The organism is Pseudomonas sp. IT-P44 (assembly GCF_949768225.1).
GTDB lineage: Bacteria > Pseudomonadota > Gammaproteobacteria > Pseudomonadales > Pseudomonadaceae > Aquipseudomonas > Aquipseudomonas migulae.
Window position 1 is genome coordinate 109,957 of sequence record NZ_CATKQM010000007.1, and the last position, 18,201, is coordinate 128,157.

The following is an 18,201-nucleotide window of genomic DNA, read 5'->3' on the forward strand; positions in this document are numbered from 1 at the left end:
GACCTGAAGCCAACGAGAGCCCCCATGGCCCATAACAATAAAATCAGCCCGGCAGCGTTATCGCTGTTCGACCCGTCCAGCGTCGCCGTCATCGGCGCATCCGAAGACCCGAACAAAGTCGGCGGACGGCCCATCCATTACATGCTCAAGTTGGGTTACGCCGGCACAATCCTGCCGATCAACCCCAAGCGCGAGTCGGTTCAAGGCCTGCGCTGCTATCCCGATCTGGGTGCGCTGGATACCGTTCCCGAGGCAGCAATCATTGCCGTCTCGGGCACTGCGGCGGTGGAAGCGATCAAGGCGTGCGCCCGTTTGGGTGTGAAGACGGCAGTGGTCATGGCTTCCGGGTTTGCCGAGACCGGCGAAAGCGGTCGCCAGTTGCAGAATGAACTGGTGGACTTCGCATGCCATCACGGCATGCGTCTGATCGGCCCCAACGCCCAAGGATTTGCCAATTTCGCCAACGGCGCGGTGCTGAATTTCAGCACCATGTTCATGGAAGTGGCGCCCGCCGACGGACCTATCGCCATTGTCAGCCAAAGCGGTGCGGCGAGCGTCATGCCGTACGCGATGTTGCGTGAGCAGGGTTATGGCGTTCGCTACCTGGCAGCCACTGGCAACGACGCTGACCTGGGCGTGTCGGAGCTGACTCGCGTCCTCGTGGACGACCCGCAGATCCGCCTGATTCTGGTGTACGTGGAAACGGTTTCGAACCCGATGCTGCTCGCGGAGGCGGCACACATCGCTCGTCAAAACGGCTGCCACATCGTGCTGCTCAAAGGCGGCGTGAGTAACAAGGGCGCTGCTGCCGCCGCGTCCCACACCGGGGCCATGGTGGGCCAGGATGGCGCCCTCGATGCGTTTCTCGACAAGCATGGAATCTGGCGTGCACACGATATCCACGAACTGGTCAACGCAGCACCGCTGTACCTGAGCGGGTTTGCCCCAGGGGCTGGTCGAGCGGTCGTGATGAGTCACAGCGGTGCAGTGGGTGTGCTGTGCGCCGATGCCGCCGAACGTGTCGGTCTGCCGCTGACCGAGCTGGCGCCGCCAACCCTGGAACGCCTGAAAGGTCTGATCCCTGACTTCGCCAGCGCCGCAAATCCGCTGGACCTCACCGCCGCCCTGCTCGGCAACGGCGGGATGTTTCCTGCCGTTCTCGACGTGCTTGGCCAAGACCCGGAAGCGGACATGTTTCTCATCGGGATCCCCGTGGCTGGCCCCGGCTACGATGTGCCGGGGCTGGCCCAGACCACTGCGAGGTTCATGCAACACACCGGCAAACCCGTGGTAATGACCGCGCCTCAAGCGGATGTCCGGGCGCAATTCCAGCAAGCCGGAGTGCCGGCCTTCCGCAACGAAAGCGAAGCGGTAGCGGCGCTTCGTCAGTACGCCCGGCATTGCCAATGGCAAGGTTCGCCACTCACCGCGCCCACGGCAACAACCGTGAACGCCTGCGCCGGCCTGCTTGATGAGGCAGACAGCCTGGCCCTCCTGGCAAACGCCGGGGTGCCGGTCGTCGAGCATCGGGTTTGCCATGACGCGGATAGCGCGGCCCGTATCGCCGCTGATTTCGGCGGGCGCATCGTCATCAAAGGCTGCGCTGCGCAGGTTCCCCACAAGAGCGAGCACGGTCTGGTTCATCTCAACCTCGCCGACCCGCAAGCGGTTCAGGACGCGGCGCATCGTTGCCTGGGCGCCCTGGACACGCTGGGTGTTCCCCACGGCCGGCTGATCGTCGCGCGCTCGGTCAAAGGGCTGCATGAATTCATGCTTGGCGTCGTCGTAGATCCATTGTTCGGCCCGCTGGTCGTGATCGGTGAAGGGGGAACCCTGGTCGAGATCCGCAAGGACACCGTTTCGCTGCTCGCCCCGTTCACTGAGGCACAAGCGCTGGAAGCGATCGATCAACTGCGCATTGCCCCGGTACTCAAGGGCGCACGCGGTCAACCACCACTCGACGCCAAGGCCCTGGCCCGGGCAGCGGTGGCGCTGGGTGATTTCGCCCTGCAACACCAGGCAAACCTGCTGAGCGTCGACGTCAACCCGGTCATGGTCATGGCCGAAGGCGTAGTAGCGGTCGACGCCGTTATCGAATATCGGGAGGCACCATGAGCATCAGTCATATCGATCAACAGCGCAGCGTCCTGGTTGAAATCGAGAATCAGGTGGCGCTGGTCACGCTCAACCGCCCCGCCAACCTGAACGCGGTGAATCAAAACCTGCGCAGCGCATTGATCACCGCGCTGACACAACTCAATGACGACCCGGCTGTTAAAGCGGTCGTTCTGACGGGTGCCGGTGACCGGGCGTTTTGTGCGGGTCAGGATCTGGAAGAAGCCAGCGCGGTCGACTGGAAGCAGATTGCGCCTTGGCTGAACGCGCAACGCGCCATGTACCAGGCCGTACGCGACCTGGACAAACCCTGCGTGGTCGCCATCAACGGCGTCGCCGCTGGCGCAGGCATGCAACTCGCGCTGTGTGGCGACTGGCGGGTTGCCACGCCGGACGCCCGCATCGGTCAGCCTGAAGTGAAAGCGGGCCTGGCAAGCATCGTCGGCTCCTACTTGCTCTCTTTGCATGTCGGCCTGACCCACAACGCGCAACTGTCCCTGTCCGGCGAACTCATCAACGGCCAGCGCGCTCACGAGATCGGGCTGGTGACAGAGCTTGCGTCAGACGTCCTGGGTGCAGCCATCGTCCGTGCACACTCGCTGGCGCAGCTACCCGCGACGGCCATCCGCCTGTCCAAACAACGCTTCCGGGCGCTCACTCAACCCGGTTTCGACGACGCCTGTACCGCCGGCATCCGCGCCCAACTCGAATGCTATGCCAGCGGTGAGCCACAGACCTTGATGAGCGCGTTTCTCGACGCCCGTGCACGCAAAGGAAATACACCATGACTGCCTATCAACATCACCTGATCAACGGACGCTGGACGCCCGCACAATCCGCCGACAGCACTCGCGTCTACGACTCGGCGAGCGAAGCCGGGCTGGGCCAGGTCGCCCATGGCACATCATCGGAAATCGACCTCGCCGTCGAGGCCGCAAAAAATGCCTTTGCCTCGTGGTCAACGCTGCCTGTCAGCACACGGGCTGACTTCGTGCGCGGCATCGCCAATCAACTGGAAGAACACGTTGCTCAGCTTGCCCAAGGGATCGCCGCCGAGGTCGGCATGCCGCTCAAGCTGTCGCAGCGCATACAGGTGCAGGCACCGATTCTGGCGTGGCGGGCGACGGCTGATCTGGCGGTCGATTGCCTGGCGGATGCCCAGGTCGGCAACTCCGCCATCACCCATGTCCCGGTCGGCGTCGTCGGTGCTATCACCCCGTGGAACTACCCGTTGCACCAGATCACCGGCAAGGTCGCCGCGGCATTGGTCGCCGGTTGCACCGTGGTCCTCAAACCGTCGGAACTGGCGCCTTGCACAGCACGTGCACTGGGTGAAGCGGCACTGGCCGCCGGCCTGCCCAACGGTGTGCTGAACATTGTTCTGGGCGACGCGGCGACCGGCCAGGCTTTGGTCGATCATCCAGACATCGCGCTGCTCTCGTTTACCGGTTCCACCGCAGTGGGCCGACGTATCGCCGCCTCGGCAGGCCAGGCACTGAAGCGGGTTTCACTGGAGTTGGGTGGCAAATCAGCCTGCATCGCGACAGCGGATGCCCCTGCCGAAAACGTCGTACGCCACGTGGTCGCGTCATGCTTTCTGAACTCGGGCCAATCGTGCAACTCACTGACGCGCTTGCTCGTCCCCGTCGAGTTGTATGACACCTACCGTGCCTTGCTGGCTGACGCGGTGACTCGCCTGACGCTAGGCGACCCCATGGAGGCGACCACACGCATGGGGCCCCTGGTGTCTGCGGCGCATCGGGACCGTGTTCACGCCATGATCACTGATAGCGAATCCCAGGGTTTTGACCTGATTGCCGGCGGCAGCCAAGCGCCAGTGCCGGCGACCGGTTACTACATTGCGCCGACTATTTTCGGCCGCGTTCCGCCTCAATCGGCACTGGCACAGCAGGAAGTGTTTGGCCCTGTACTCAGTGTGACCACCTATGAAAGCGAACAGCAGGCCGTCGAGATTGCCAACGGCACAGCGTATGGCCTGGCCGGCGCGGTGTGGGCGGCCGATACCGATCACGCCCTGAGCCTCGCCCTTCAACTACGCGCCGGTCAGGTCGACGTCAATGGCGCGCCCTATAACCCGGCAGCGCCGTTCGGTGGCTTTGGTGATTCCGGCCTTGGTCGTGAGGGCGGTACGTACGGAATCGAGGAGTTTGTGGAAATACGCGCCATTCAAATGCCCGTCGCCAGCACGAGGGAAAAATCATGAATTTCAATCAGATCGAACTCAGCCGTTTCGGCGCTCAAGAGCACGTTGCCGTCGTGACCCTGATGCGCCCCGAGAAAATGAATGCACTGACCAAGGTGATGGAGGCAGAGCTGCGCGAAGCGTTCGCTCAACTGGATCGCGACGACACCGTTCGCGTCATCGTATTGACCGGTAACGGTCGTGCATTCTGCGCCGGCATGGACATCGATGAACTTGAGGTGCTGCCACCCGACGACATCAGTGAAATGGCCTGGATGCGTGCCTATGACATGAACCGTCGCGCCGACTACCAAAGCCGTTACTCGTATTTCCCCGGCGTCCGCAAACCCGTCATCAGCGCAATCAACGGCGCCGCAGCCGGCTTGGGGTTGGTACTGGCGCTGTACAGCGACATGCGTTTCGCCAGTGAAACCGCGGTGTTTTCCACGGCTTTCGCCAAACGCGGGTTGATTGCCGAACACGGCATTGCCTGGCTGTTGCCGCGCATTGTCGGGCCGGGGCACGCCGCGGATTTGTTGCTTTCGTCACGCAAGGTATCGGCGCAGGAAGCACTGAGCATGGGCCTGGTCGAACGCCTGTTTGCAGCGGATGCCCTGCTGGATCAGACCCTGAAATACGCCGAAGAACTGGCCCTCAATGTCTCGCCCCGCTCTGTACGCGTCATCAAACAGCAGTTGGGCGAGTCGCCTTTCCAGACACTCACCGAGTCCATCGCCCAGGCCAACCGGGAGATGTTCCTGAGCATCCAGAGCGATGACTTCAAGGAAGGCGTGGCGCATTTCATGGAACGACGACCGGCACGCTTTAGCGGCACCTGATTTATCCAGACAACCTTCAGAGCTGCCACAATCGCCAGAGTACAGCCGCTTCGACTGCTCGCTGGCGATCACAGGGCATTGATATCACGAGCACTCCATAAAAATAACAAGGAGTCAGCGATGACTATCCTCAATACCGCAGAACAGCACATCGGCGTACAGGACCCTGCCCTCGCCGAATCAACGTTCAAGAAAATCATGTGGCGGTTCATGCCGCTGTTGTTCCTTTGCTATGTCGTCAGTTACCTGGACAGGATCAACGTCGGTTTTGCCAAGCTGACCATGCTCAACGATTTGTCCTTCAGCAATGCGGTCTACGGCCTGGGCGCCGGTGTTTTCTTCATTGGCTACTTCTTCGCTGAAGTGCCCAGCAACATGATCCTGCACCGCGTCGGCGCGCGACGCTGGATCGCCCGGATCATGATCACCTGGTCGCTCATCTCGGCTGCGACTGCACTGGTTCAGACGCCGATGCAGTTCTACATCGCCCGGTTTTTCCTGGGCATCGCCGAAGCAGGCTTTTTCCCCGGCATCGTGCTCTATCTCACCCTTTGGTTTCCGGCCCATCGCCGGGGCAAGATGGTCGCGCTGCTGATGGCGGGCAATCCGGTATCCGGCATCCTCAGCGGCCTGGTGTCGGGCTACATCATGCACACCATGAACGCGGTCCATGGGCTGGCCGGCTGGCAATGGCTGTTCATTATCGAAGCCGCACCGGCACTGATACTGGGTTTTGTCGTGATGTTCTTTCTCACCGACAAAGTCGACGACGCTCATTGGCTGAGCAAAGAACAACGCGCCTTGGTTGCCGAAGAAATCAGCCAGGACAACCGCTCCAAAACCCACAGCTCGGTGCGTCAAGGATTGCTCGGCGGTCGGGTCTGGCTGATGTGCGCCATTCTGTTCCTGCTCGTGATGGGCACCAGCACCATTGGCTTCTGGCAGCCAAGCATCATCAGCAACTCCGGCATTACCGACCCGCGAACGATCGGGATCATTTCGGCGGTGCCCTATCTGGCGGCACTGCTGGGCATGTACCTGGCCGGTAAAAGCTCTGATCGCCATCGGGAGCGCCGTTGGCATGCAATCATTCCGCTGTTGGTGGCCGTGCCTGGTTTTCTGATTTGCGCGTTCTTCCCGTTGACACCCTGGCTGGCCATTACCGGTCTGATCATCGCGACTGCCGGGATCATCACCTCACTGCCCATGTTCTGGGCGCTGCCGACCTCGTTTCTGGGCGGTGCAGGTGCGGCGGCCGGAATTGCGCTGATTAACTCCACGGGCAATCTGGCCAGCTTCGCCGGCCCTGCAATGCACGGTTACCTGAAGGACCTGACGCAATCGATGACCACAGGGTTGGTCATTGTCGCGGGCTGCGTGTTCGTCTCGGCCATGATCATCCTGGTGTTCGTACCGGCGAAAATGGTCAACCGATAGTCACCACTTCCCGTTGTACCCCCCCTCGCAGCTTCTGACGGCAATCCAACAGAAGCTGCGTCAAAGGATCAAAGATCGAGGTGATAACCGTGAACAGCACATTCAGGATTGATGCAGTAGACGCCGTGCCGACAAACGAGCGGGAAGCCGAATATTTCGAGTACAGCAAAGCGGCGAATCCGATCAGCGCCAAGCTCATTACCCGCGTTCCCTACCACAACTTTCCAGCGTCACTCTGTGCCACTGGCCCCTCGCGGATCGTGCCGCTGGACCTGAGCGAAGCACTGGGCTGTGAAGGGCCGGCAACCGGGCCCGGGCTTTGTGCAAACTTCATCCGCCTCAATGCGGGCGATAACCTTACGCTCCAGCCCAACGCCACCTCGCAGGTTTTTTATGTGATTGCCGGCGCAGGCGAAGTCACCCAGGGCGAGCACACCCTTGAATGGTCCAAGGGCTGCTTCATCGCACTGCCAGGTCTTCTGGACGCCCGTTTCAGCGCGACCGAGGATGCCCGTCTCTACTACGTGCATGACGAACCACTGCTGCGTTATCTCGGCGTGACCCGCAGCATCGATCGGTTCATGCCTACGTTGTATCCGGCGCATACAGCCAACGCGAAGCTGCGTGAAGCGGCCGATGACCCGCGCGCGCAAGACCGCAGCCGTATCAGCATTTTGTTGGCTAATCGCAATTTTCCTCAAACCCGAACCGTGACCCATGTGCTCTGGGCAATGTATGGAATCTTGCCTGCCGGCTCGATCCAGAAGCCTCACCGGCATCAGTCCATTGCGCTGGATTTCATCATCGACTGCCCGGCAGGTTGCTACTCACTGGTGGGCACCGAGCTGGATGCCGATGGCCAGATACGTAACCCGGTTCGCGTGGAATGGGCCCCGGGATTGGCTTTTGTAACGCCACCTGGCTACTGGCACGCCCACTTCAACGAGTCGGATCAGGAAGCGTTCCTGATCCCGATTCAGGACGCGGGGCTGCAGACGCATCTTCGCTCACTGGATATTCGCTTCAGCTGATACAGGTTGTTCATTGCCCCCGCTCGCCCTGCACGAGCGGGGGCAACACCGGTTTAATCACCTGAAAGCCGGGTTACTTGAAAACGGGCACGCTGGCTGACCCGCTCGGCTTTTTCAAGTATTCACGCAGCCGTGCACCGATCTCGGCAATTTTCGCCTCCCCCGCCCGCAAGGCTTGCGGGTTGGTATGCACCGAGTAACTTCCCAGCGCCAGATCATAAGGATGAGGCTGCGCGGAGCCGATCACGAAGACCGTATCCTTGTGCATGGCCTTTAGCGTAACGCTGCCGCTACCGGGTTCGAAGACGACCATTTCTCCCGCCATGACCACCTCCGGAGCGCAAAGCGATCCGCGACTGACACTCAACCACAACGACTCATGACCTGTGGGCGGAACATAACTCCAGGATTCTCCGGCAGGTAGCGTGACCAGCAGGTAGTTCATGCCGGCGGGAGCGCGAACCGGGCTTTGGACACCCTGGTATGCACCTAGAATCACACGCGCCGGCCCCACTTCTGGCATCACGCCTGACTCCAGGTATTGGCTATCGACACTGGCGTTTTCCAGCGCCGGCGGGAGTGCAACCCACAGTTGAAAACCCTGAATGCGCTTCGATGTACCGACCGACATTTCCTTGCCATGCCAGACCCCGCCACCGGCGCGCATCCATTCGACACCGCCATAGTCAATCATCCCCGAACCCGAATCCGCCTCCTCAAAACGCAAATTCCCTTCGGTAATGACGGTGACCGTGGCGATGCCGGAATGCGGATGCATCTGCATGCCGTTGATGAACGAGCTCTCGCCTTCAAACAGGTCAAGGAACACAAAAGGCTTGAGCAGTTGGCCGAGGTCTGAGGGGCTCATCAACCGGACAATCGCGCCATGCCCATTGCCGGTGGTGCGGTAACGGATGGCCCGCTGGGTAACGGTTTCTTGTGTAGCGAACTGAGGCTGTTGCTTTAAAGACATCTTGATGACTCGAAGTTGGAAGCCTTTCGGCCCGATGCTCCAGACAATAGGCCCGGAACGATTACTTGATAAGCCGGTACAATTGGATTGCACTCGTCCACCAGCATCAGGAATTACTCGCCATGCTCGACCTCAATGACATCGCCATGTTTGTGCAGGTAGTACGTTGCGGCAGCTTTGCAGAAGCCGCGCGACAGCTGGGCATGCCCCCCAATACCGTGAGTCGGCGCATCCAGCAGCTCGAAACGCAGCTCGGCACTCGGCTGATGCAGCGCTCCACTCGCAAGCTCACGCTCACCAGTGCCGGCCTTGGCTTTCATGAGCGTTGCGTGGGCGCTGTCGATGGCCTGCTTGAAGCGGGACAGGCGTTGATGACGGGCAGTCACGAGCCCAGTGGTCGGGTGCGCGTGGCGGCCCCGGCTGACTTTTTCGACTTTTTTCAGATGCAATGGGTGACGGAGTTTCTGACCGCGCATCCGCGCGTGCGACTCGACTTTGTGCTCAGCGACGCGAAGGCCGACCTGATCGCCGAGCAGATCGACGTCGCCTTTCGTGGCGGCCCCTTGCGCGATTCAGGCTATGTCGGTCGTCAGATCCTTGACCCGCGCAGCGTCGGGATGGTCGCCAGCCCCGCCTACCTCGCGGCGCGCGGTTCACCCCGCACGCTGCAAGACCTGGTAAACCACGATTGTGTGATCTCGGCGCATCCAGGCGGCCATGCCACTTGGCGCTTGGTCGGCCCGAACGGTGAGGAAGAAGTGCAAGTGAGCGGACGCTTCAGCGGCAATACCGCCCAGGCGTTGCGCAAGGCCGCCGTCGCGGGCCTCGGCATCGCGCTGCTGCCGCCGGTGATGGCCAAGCTTGAAGTGGAGGCCGGCGCACTGGTCCCGGTGTTGCCTCAATACCAGCCCAACGGTTACGGCCTGAACGTGCTGTATCCGAGCCGCCGACAGTTGCCGCTGGCGGTATCAGCGTTCATCGAGTTGGTCATCCAGAAGATGAATGCGGCCGACTCTTCGCCTGAGCATCAGTAACGGCACCCATTGCAGGCAACCCGTCACGGCAGTGCCAGGCCTCTACACCTCGCGATAAAGAATCATGCCCGCGTGGTACAGAATCCCGTCGCGGAAGTCGCCATCAGCCGTGAACCCGGTGTCATCGACGTACTCGATGTGGTCACCTTCCAGCCAATACCGCCCCTGGTAGGCACTCGCCTTCCGGCCCCGGGCTTCATCGTATCGGCCACCCGGCAAGAGCTCATGGCGGATGAGCCCGTCTGCCGTGACCCACATACCGACGTACTTGTCCTGATCAGCGGATTTTTTTACCGTCATGTTCAAGTCCTCGGTTCAGTACGCGCTGGCAGTCGGGCGGACAATCAGCTCACTGACGTCCACATCGGCAGGCTGTTCGATGGCGTAAGCGATAGCGCGAGCGACGGCCATTGCCGGGATGGCGATCTTGCGGAACTCGCGCATCTCGGCACGCCCGCCTTCATCGGAAATGCTCTCGGCCAGCTCGGACTCGGTTACGCCGGGTGAAATCACCGTGACACGAATGTCCCCGCCGACCTCCTGACGCAATCCCTCAGATATGGCGCGCACTGCAAACTTCGTCGCGCAGTAGACCGACGCCGTTGGGCTGACGGTGTAGGCGCCAATCGATGCAATGTTGATGAACTGGCCTGATTTCTGTTTTTGCATCAACGGCAAACCTGCCGCGATACCGTGCAAGACGCCGCGAATATTGACGTCGATCATCTGATCCCATTCAGAGACCTTCAGCGCCTCGAGTTTCGACAGCGGCATGATCCCGGCGTTATTGACGAATACGTCGACCCGGCCATGCAGGTTCAATGCAAAATCCACGAATGCTTGTACGTCGGTCAGACGGGTGACATCCAATGCCTGGAAGTGGGCACTTCCCCCGCTGGAATTGATCTCAGCGCAGAGTATTTCGAGGCGCTCCGTACGACGTGCCCCGAGCACGACATGTGCACCGCTACTGGCCAACAGGCGCGCTGTCGCCTCGCCTATTCCGCTGCTCGCGCCCGTAATCAGAACGACTTTTTTCGAGATATTCGACATGACCCTAATCCCTCACTTGAGTGGCTGGTGACGCGAGAGCGGTGTCTCGCTGCCAGTCCAGATTAGGGATAACGGTGGGCAGCCAGTTAGTCAGATCCTTCTGACAACTTGCCTGATCCTGTCGGGATAACGGACTGCGACTTACCGGTTCAACGACGGCGAGCGTCGAGGCTGAAGCGACCGGCACCGAAAGCCACGACCTGCAACAGGCCACCGGCCATCGCGATGTTCTTGAAGAAGTGGATGAACTGGTTTTGATCGCCCAGTGCGTTATGGAAAGCCAGTGCGGTAAATACGCTGAACACGGCCAGTACAGCGGCAACGGTGCGAGTGCGGTAACCGGCGATCAGTGCCAGGCCACCACCGACTTCGACAATGATCGCCAACGCCAGCGCCAGTTCCGGAAGCGGAAGACCCACGGAGCTGATGTAGCCGACCATCATCGCGGGAGCGGCCAGTTTCGAAAAACCGGAGAGAATGAAGATTGCGCTGAGCAGTACGCGGCCGATCAACGAAGCCGAGGCTTGGGTCACGTCGCGGCGGCTCTGTTCAGAGCCGGTGGAATGAGCGATGTTTGCAGAAGTAGTCATGAGGTATTTCCTTCAAAGTTTGTGCGACTCGCCATGAATCGCTGCTGTGAAGAAATTTTGCGTCTTGTCCTCTCATCTGAATAGCCGACTAATTTAGATCATTAGATTCGAATAAATAGGCAAGTAATTCACCCCATCAACAGGGAGTTCAATCGTGCAAATCGTTGAGCGAACCTCTGCAACAGGCCTGGAATCGCACATTCGCGGTCAGCGCCTGGCCGCCTCCGAGGATGTATTTTCCAACGATGTGCTGGTGCAGATCTTTACCCGGGAAAGGATCGAACAGAGCTTTGTCGTTCCCGCCGTGGCTGAACCGCTGATTGTCTGGGTGCTTTGCGGGAGCGCCACCATTGAAGAACGGGAGCCCGGCAAAGAGTGGCTGGCGAGTGAGGTGACAGAGGGTGATTTTTTCCTGACCACCAGTGCTGTGCCCTACGAAATGCGCTGGCACGTGAACAGTGCGGAGCCCTTCGTGGTGATGCACATTTACCTCGGTCTGCCATTGCTTGAACGTGCAATCCAGGAAACCCACAAAGAGGTCACCGGTGCGATTTGCCTGCGGGAAATATCCGGCGGTCGAGATGAAGCGCTGTCAGTGCTGTTCGAACAATTCAGAGTTGAACTGACTGCCCAGGGAGAATCCAGCCCCCTGCTGATGCAAGGCATCGCCCAGTGCATCGCCGTGCATCTGGCGCGCCGGTACCTTGATACGCAAGCGGACAACATCGTGCAGCGCAACGCCCTGCCGGCCTTCAAGCTCAAGCGTGTGCTGAACGCGATGGAGAGGTCATTGAGTGAGGCGTTTTGTCTGGGTGACCTGGCCGACGAAGCCGGCATGAGCGAGTACCACTTCAGTCGCCTGTTCAAACGCGCCACGGGGCTTTCACCCTCGCGCTACTTCATCAGGTTGAGAATGACCAAAGCCAGGCAACTGCTGATTGAAACCGACATGAGCATCATCGATGCCGGACTGGAAGTCGGGTACAGCAGCGCCAGCCATTTCTCTCAAGCGTTCAAACGGGAAGTCGGCGTCCTGCCCAGTCACTACCGCAAATGAAAAACGCGACACGGCGTGCACCGTGCCGCAGGTACAACCGCCCCATCAACCGCCCACGGGAATGCTCATGCCGCCATCGGCCATGACCACCGAGCCGACAATGAAACTGGCGCGCTCGGAGGCCAGGAATGCCACGATTTCGGCGATCTCCCCGGGCGAGGCGGCACGGCCAATGGGGGCGGATTTCCCGTGCTCTTGCAGGAAACCCGGGCCGTCTTCCATGAAGTGATTGAGCAGATTGGTGACCACGTCACCCACGCCAATCGCGTTGACCCGGATACCGTGTTCTATCGCCTCCAGCGCCTGGGTCCGGGTCAACTGCGCCAGTGCCCCTTTCGACGCGGTGTAGGCCGCGATACCGGGGAAGGCAAAGTAAGAGGCATAGGAGGCAATGTTGACGATAGCGCCTGACTTTTTCTTCATCATTTCTTTCGCCGCTTCGCGGGAATGGAGAAATGCACCCGTCACGTTTGTCTCCATCTGCCAGCTCCAGTCCTCGCGGGTCATCTCGACCAGAGGCTTGTAGATGATCCGTCCCGCATTATTGACCAGCACATCGAGCGTGCCGAAGTGTTGAACGGCCAGTGCAACAGCCTGTTCAGCCGAACCATCGACCGTGATATCCGCCACCAAAGGCACCAGCCCCGGGCGCTCAAGTGCATTCACTTCGGGGTTGATGTCTTCGGCTATGATCCTGGCGCCACGGGCATGAAACAGCTCGACGATGGCACGGCCGATACCGCTGGCGGCGCCCGTCACAATCACGACTTTGCCGGCGATCTCGTTGGGGGTAGGAATGAAATCAGTCATCTTGTTTCTCCTGTTAAGAGCGCAGCTGAATAATTCCAGCCGCTGCGCATACGCCTGAACGTATGGGGGTGTCGCAATCGACGACTCAACTGTCGCCGATTGCGACCCGCCACTCTTTAGGAGCCTTGCTCACCCTGTCGGGGCTTTGCGCTTATCTGTCTGGCGTTTCAGTTTCCCTGAGGGTCGGGTTGAAAGCGCAAGCCGGGCAGGCAATCCAGGCTGATGAAACGGTTAGCAATACCGGGATAATATTGACCATTACGTTCGAGGAAACACGCATGATTTCTGATCCCGGAACACCGACACTGGACCAACTGCGCGTGTTCCTGACGGTCGTTGAAGTTGGCAGTTTTGCAGCGGCTGCCAGAAAGCTGCATCGAGCCACTTCGGTCATCAGCTACTCGATTGCCAACCTGGAAATGCAGCTCGGCGTGTCGCTGTTTGACCGTCAGACCACACGCAAGCCGCAGCTCACCGACGCCGGCCGCACCGTTCTGGCCGAAGCCCGGACCATCGCCAATGGCATTCATGGTTTACGCGCCAAAGTGAAAGGGCTGCTCCAGGGGCTTGAAGCCGAAGTCCACGTGGTGCTCGATGTAATGCTTCCCCCGGAGCGCGTGGTCGACGCACTCAAATCCTTTCGCGAAGAATTCCCTACGGTTGCCCTGCACTTGCATATGGAAGCGCTCGGTGCCGTCACCGAACTGGTGATCAACCGTGGTGCAATCGTCGGCGTCAGTGGGCCGATGAACGAAGGCATCGACGGTATCGAAAGAATTGGCGTCGGCAGCGTGGAGTTGATTCCGGTGGCAGCCCCGAATCATCCACTGGCTTCAAGCGACTCGAATGTGCCCGGTGCCGGGCGAGAGTTCACGCAACTGGTGTTGTCCGATCGCTCGCTTCTGACCAAAGGCAAGGATTTCGCCGTGCTCAGTAACCGCACCTGGCGCCTGGCGGACCTGGGTGCCAAGCACATGCTGCTGCGTGAAGGCATCGGTTGGGGGAATATGCCGTTGCCGATGGTCCAGGAAGATCTGGAGAGCGGCCGGCTCGTGCAATTGAACATACCGGAATACAAAAGCGGCCAATATACCTTCGACGTCATCTACCGTACGGATCTGCCACCGGGCCCTGCGGCAAGGTGGTTGATCGACCGGTTCGTACAACAAGGCTCGGTGCTGGATAGCGCCGCTTGAGGACGATTTCGCCCTGCCTGCATCAGCTCTCAAACGGGTGCTGGCAGGGCTGCGTGAAACCATTACCCATGACGACTACTTGCTCGCTGCGGCAAGCGCCATCTTCGACGGCCTGCTCGACGAATTTGTGAAAGAGGAACAACCCGATGAGTAAGGTTTCCACATTGGAAGTTGACGAGAATCTGTCGAGGCCTCAGCCGGTCAGTTTGCGTGAGGCGTTCTGGTTCTGGCTAAAGCTCGGCTTCATCAGTTTCGGCGGGCCGGCAGGACAGATCTCGATCATGCACCAGGAGTTGGTAGAACGGCGGCGCTGGATTTCGGAGCGCAGATTTTTGCATGCCCTCAACTACTGCATGTTGCTGCCCGGGCCTGAGGCTCAGCAATTGGCGACCTACATTGGCTGGCTGATGCATCGGACATGGGGAGGAGTCATTGCGGGCGCACTGTTTGTGTTGCCCTCGCTGTTCATCCTGATTGCGTTGTCGTGGATGTACATCGCGTTCGGCGAAATGCCCGTGGTGGCCGGGCTCTTCTATGGGATAAAGCCCGCCGTGACGGCCATCGTGGTGCAAGCGGCACACAGGATCGGCTCTCGGGCACTGAAGAACAATTGGCTGTGGGCGATAGCGGCGGCATCATTTACCGCGATCTTCGCATTCAACGTTCCATTCCCGCTGATCGTGCTGAGCGCCGCTTTGATCGGCTATGTCGGAGGGCGCCTGGCGCCCGAGAAGTTCAGGACCGGGGGCCATGGTTCCGCCAAAAAATCCTTCGGGCCAGCCTTGATCGATGACGACACCCCCACCCCTGAGCATGCCCGTTTTAACTGGCTGAAACTGGCGTCGCTCGCACTTATCGGCGCCACGCTCTGGGCATTGCCGATGGGCATCTTGACCCTCCTCTTCGGCTGGGAAGGCACCTTGACTCAAATGAGCTGGTTCTTTACCAAAGCCGCGTTGCTGACCTTTGGCGGTGCGTATGCCGTGCTTCCGTATGTCTACCAGGGCGCGGTCGGACACTATGGCTGGCTGACCCCGACACAAATGATCGACGGGCTGGCCCTGGGGGAAACCACACCGGGGCCGCTGATCATGGTCGTGGCCTTCGTCGGCTTTGTCGGCGCCTATGTCTCGCAAGTGTTCGGAGCCGATCAGGTGTTTCTGGCCGGGGCCGTGGCGGCCTCGCTGGTGACCTGGTTCACCTTCCTGCCCTCGTTCCTGTTCATCCTCGCGGGTGGCCCGCTGGTGGAGTCGACCCACAACGAACTCAAGTTCACGGCACCGCTTACCGCGATAACAGCCGCCGTGGTTGGAGTGATCCTCAATCTGGCGTGTTTCTTCGGCTATCACGTGCTTTGGCCAACAGGCTTCAGCGGCAACCTCGACTGGCCCTCCGCGCTGATCGCGATTGCGGCGGCGGTTGCCTTGTTCCGCTTCAAGCGGGGCGTCATTCAGGTGCTGATGGCCTGCGCGCTCGTCGGTTTGACCGTGCATCTGTTGCGTTAGCCTGGTGCAAGGAATGCGAGGGTGAATCGCATAAATGGCCTTCACCCACGCCCTGAACCAGACTAAACCCGAAACTGCTGCATCAGCCCCTGCTGATGGTTGGCCAGGCGGTTCAGCGCCTGGCTCACCTGGGCCGACTCCTCGGCCTGCCCCGAAAGGGACTCGGTGACATCGCGGATGGTCGCCACGTTGGTATTGATCTCTTCGGCCACGGCGCTCTGCTCCTCGGCGGCACTGGCAATCTGCAGGTTCATGTCGGAGATGACCGATACCGATTCGCCGATTCGACGCAAGGCGGCGACCGCCTGTTCGACGTGTACGACGCTGCCCTGTGCCTGCTGGTAGCTGCTGTTCATTGAGCTGGCTACCTCGCGGGTCCCCTTCTGCAAACCTTCGATGACCTGACGGATTTCCTCCACCGAGTCCTGGGTCCGCTTGGCCAGGTTGCGCACCTCGTCGGCAACCACCGCAAAGCCGCGCCCGGCTTCACCGGCACGCGCAGCTTCGATGGCGGCATTGAGGGCGAGCAAGTTGGTCTGCTCGGCGATGCTGCGGATCACCTCCAGCACCAACCCAATCTGTTCACTGTTGGCCGCCAGACCTTCGACCTGCGCCATGGCACTGCTCATGTCGCGCGCCAGGGCATCGATGGCGCTGGTAGTGTGGCCGATGATGCCGAGGCCTTCGCGGGTGGCGAGATCGGCACCACGTGCCGCTTCAGCGGCCTGCGCCGCGCTGCGGGCGACATCCTGGGCGGTGGCGCTCATCTCGTTGGAGGCCGTGGCCACCTGGTCCACTTCGCGATATTGCTGCTGCATGCCGGAGCTGGTCTGGCTGGCGATCGCCGCGGACTGATCGGCGGTGCTGCGGGCGTCCTGCACCGAACGCTTGACGTCGGCAATCACCGGTTGCAGCTTGTCGAGGAAGCGGTTGAACCAACCGGCCAGTTCGCCCAGCTCGTCCTTGCGCGAGTAGTCGAGGCGACGGGTCAGGTCGCCTTCACCGCTGGCGATGTCCTTGAGCATGCTGGCGACCCCAAGGATCGGTCGGGTCACGCCACGCGCGGTCAGCCACACCAGGAGCAGACCGGCGATGGCGGCGGCTATCCCGAGCAGCAGCTCCAGCCAGGTTCCCTGGGTGTTGCGCACGTCCAGATCGTTCTGCAAGGCCATGGCCGGCGCCAGCAGGGTCGTCATGGGCACGTCCAGCAACACGGCCCAGGGCTTGGCATCTGGAATGGGTTGCAGCGGTGCCAGCACCTGCAAATGGTCGTTCGTCTGCTGCTCATGCCCCTGCCCCTGGCGTTGCAAGTCCAGCAGCTCGGCCGCTTCGCCCGGGTAGGCCTTGGACAGGCTCTGGCCGAGCAGGCCGGCGTCCACACTGTGACCGGCCAGCAAGCCGGCCGGGCTGAGGATACTGATGGCGCCCTGCCCCTGATAAAGGCCATGACTGCCCGCCGTCGCCAACTGCTGAAGATTGCTCAGGCTGATGTCCATGCCGACCACCGCGATCATGCGACCGTTCTCGATGACCGGAAAAGTCAAGGTGGTGATCAGCGTCTTCTGCCCCGAAGCGTCATCAAAGTAGGGATTCAACAAGCAGGGTTTAAGGCTTTGCTTGGGGCAGTTGAACCAGGTATTGAAAGGGCTGCCGTCGAGCATGGGCGTGGCGTCGCTGATCATGTCTTCGGTCACCGCCAGGGTATTCAGGCTTGCACCGCGCTGTGCCCAGTAAGTGGCGAAGCGACCTTGTTCGTTACTGCCCGTTTCGGCATGGCCGGCAAAGGCGGAATCGTCGCCGCCCAGCGCATCAGGTTCGAACACCAGGTAGAGGCTGAGCAGTTGCGGGTTGGCCTGCAACGCCTCTTTGATCTGCTGGTTGAGCGAATCACGCAGGGCCTGGCCGTCCAGATTCAGTTTCTGCGCCTGGCGCCGCTGGCGCATTACTTCGCGGGATAAGTTCAGGCCATCCTGGTAGGCCGACATGAAGTAACGCTGGATGGTCAACGCCTGAACCTTGCCCTCCCCTTGCATGCGTTCGCGGGCCGATGCTTCGAGCATCTGCGCACTGCTCGCCTTGACCAGCGTGGTCCCGGCCCCCATGCGGTAGAGCGAGATGCCGATGAGCATGGCAACGATAGCCACCAGACAGAAGCCGGTCAGCAAGGTGATCTTCCATTGGATGGAAAGTCGGTCAAGAGGCATTGAAGCAGTCCTTGTGCGGAGATACTGGTTGAGGTCCGACGATGCGCGCATTGACGGCGGAACCCGACGGCAACGTGGATCGGGTCAGCTCAGCAAGCAGTACTGGCCCCCTGACATCAATCACCAGCACTTTTCACGCCAAAGACATAAAGTC

General features: G+C 60.5%; 16 protein-coding genes and 2 pseudogenes. 11 read left to right on the top strand and 7 right to left on the bottom strand.

The window, feature by feature from the left end:
- Positions 1-24 precede the first annotated feature (24 nt).
- The 6 genes from ACM6IO_RS03705 to ACM6IO_RS03730 all read left to right on the top strand — a co-directional run bounded on the left by ACM6IO_RS03705 (position 25) and on the right by ACM6IO_RS03730 (position 7,625).
- Positions 25-2,115 (top strand): acetate--CoA ligase family protein, encoded by a 2,091-nt coding sequence (locus ACM6IO_RS03705; RefSeq protein WP_414910971.1) that lies wholly within the window; start codon positions 25-27, stop codon positions 2,113-2,115.
- A complete protein-coding gene (locus ACM6IO_RS03710; protein ID WP_192228347.1) occupies positions 2,112-2,903 on the top strand; it encodes an enoyl-CoA hydratase/isomerase family protein in 792 nt (263 codons plus the stop codon). Before ACM6IO_RS03705 ends, ACM6IO_RS03710 begins: the two co-directional genes overlap by 4 nt.
- Positions 2,900-4,339, top strand: a complete 1,440-nt coding sequence (locus ACM6IO_RS03715) for an aldehyde dehydrogenase family protein (RefSeq protein ID WP_414910972.1) — start codon at positions 2,900-2,902, stop codon at positions 4,337-4,339. Before ACM6IO_RS03710 ends, ACM6IO_RS03715 begins: the two co-directional genes overlap by 4 nt.
- Positions 4,336-5,157 (top strand): enoyl-CoA hydratase, encoded by an 822-nt coding sequence (locus ACM6IO_RS03720; protein ID WP_192228349.1) that lies wholly within the window; start codon positions 4,336-4,338, stop codon positions 5,155-5,157. Before ACM6IO_RS03715 ends, ACM6IO_RS03720 begins: the two co-directional genes overlap by 4 nt.
- Positions 5,158-5,277: 120 nt before the next feature.
- Complete coding sequence (locus tag ACM6IO_RS03725) at positions 5,278-6,594, top strand: MFS transporter (RefSeq protein WP_192228350.1); 1,317 nt, start codon at positions 5,278-5,280, stop codon at positions 6,592-6,594.
- Positions 6,595-6,683: 89 nt separating this feature from the next.
- On the top strand, positions 6,684-7,625 hold the full coding sequence (locus tag ACM6IO_RS03730; protein WP_414910973.1) for a cupin: 942 nt from the start codon (positions 6,684-6,686) through the stop codon (positions 7,623-7,625).
- Between the two features lie 73 nt (positions 7,626-7,698).
- Here ACM6IO_RS03730 and ACM6IO_RS03735 read toward each other — a convergent pair whose 3' ends face one another.
- A complete protein-coding gene (locus tag ACM6IO_RS03735) occupies positions 7,699-8,598 on the bottom strand; it encodes a pirin family protein (RefSeq protein WP_414910988.1) in 900 nt (299 codons plus the stop codon).
- Between the two features lie 122 nt (positions 8,599-8,720).
- On the opposite strand from ACM6IO_RS03735, the gene ACM6IO_RS03740 reads away from it, so the two are divergent.
- Positions 8,721-9,632 carry a LysR family transcriptional regulator gene (locus tag ACM6IO_RS03740; RefSeq protein ID WP_414910974.1) on the top strand — a complete coding sequence of 304 codons (912 nt, stop codon included), beginning with the start codon at positions 8,721-8,723 and terminating at the stop codon, positions 9,630-9,632.
- 42 nt (positions 9,633-9,674) lie between these two features.
- Here ACM6IO_RS03740 and ACM6IO_RS03745 read toward each other — a convergent pair whose 3' ends face one another.
- The 3 genes from ACM6IO_RS03745 to ACM6IO_RS03755 all read right to left on the bottom strand — a co-directional run bounded on the left by ACM6IO_RS03745 (position 9,675) and on the right by ACM6IO_RS03755 (position 11,275).
- Positions 9,675-9,932, bottom strand: a complete 258-nt coding sequence (locus ACM6IO_RS03745; protein ID WP_008039090.1) for an Atu4866 domain-containing protein — start codon at positions 9,930-9,932, stop codon at positions 9,675-9,677.
- 15 nt (positions 9,933-9,947) lie between these two features.
- A complete protein-coding gene (locus ACM6IO_RS03750; RefSeq protein WP_414910975.1) occupies positions 9,948-10,685 on the bottom strand; it encodes an SDR family oxidoreductase in 738 nt (245 codons plus the stop codon).
- Positions 10,686-10,834: 149 nt separating this feature from the next.
- A complete protein-coding gene (locus tag ACM6IO_RS03755; protein WP_008024732.1) occupies positions 10,835-11,275 on the bottom strand; it encodes a DoxX family protein in 441 nt (146 codons plus the stop codon).
- A gap of 154 nt (positions 11,276-11,429) precedes the next feature.
- Here ACM6IO_RS03755 and ACM6IO_RS03760 point away from each other — a divergent pair, with 154 nt between their 5' ends.
- Entirely contained in the window at positions 11,430-12,332 is a 903-nt protein-coding gene (locus tag ACM6IO_RS03760; protein WP_414910976.1) for a helix-turn-helix domain-containing protein, read from the top strand.
- Positions 12,333-12,377: 45 nt separating this feature from the next.
- On the opposite strand, the gene ACM6IO_RS03765 is transcribed toward ACM6IO_RS03760, so the two are convergent.
- Positions 12,378-13,142, bottom strand: coding sequence for an SDR family NAD(P)-dependent oxidoreductase (locus ACM6IO_RS03765; protein WP_192228355.1), 765 nt, complete (start codon positions 13,140-13,142; stop codon positions 12,378-12,380).
- Between the two features lie 278 nt (positions 13,143-13,420).
- On the opposite strand from ACM6IO_RS03765, the gene ACM6IO_RS03770 reads away from it, so the two are divergent.
- From ACM6IO_RS03770 to chrA, 3 genes and pseudogenes are all read left to right on the top strand, one after another.
- Entirely contained in the window at positions 13,421-14,338 is a 918-nt protein-coding gene (locus tag ACM6IO_RS03770; protein WP_008024727.1) for a LysR family transcriptional regulator, read from the top strand.
- Positions 14,339-14,357: 19 nt separating this feature from the next.
- Positions 14,358-14,492, top strand: a pseudogene (locus ACM6IO_RS03775) (chromate resistance protein); the annotation flags it as partial.
- Positions 14,485-15,843 (top strand): chromate efflux transporter, encoded by a 1,359-nt coding sequence (gene chrA / locus ACM6IO_RS03780; protein ID WP_414910977.1) that lies wholly within the window; start codon positions 14,485-14,487, stop codon positions 15,841-15,843. The pseudogene ACM6IO_RS03775 and the gene chrA, both read left to right, overlap by 8 nt.
- Before the next feature lie 62 nt (positions 15,844-15,905).
- Here the strand turns inward: chrA and ACM6IO_RS03785 are convergent, their stop codons facing one another.
- Together ACM6IO_RS03785 and ACM6IO_RS03790 are read right to left on the bottom strand one after the other, a co-directional pair.
- On the bottom strand, positions 15,906-16,661 hold the full coding sequence (locus tag ACM6IO_RS03785) for a methyl-accepting chemotaxis protein (RefSeq protein WP_411736698.1): 756 nt from the start codon (positions 16,659-16,661) through the stop codon (positions 15,906-15,908).
- A 102-nt stretch (positions 16,662-16,763) separates the two neighbouring features.
- Positions 16,764-18,098 (bottom strand): annotated as a pseudogene (locus tag ACM6IO_RS03790) (HAMP domain-containing protein); the annotation flags it as partial.
- Positions 18,099-18,201: the final 103 nt, after the last annotated feature.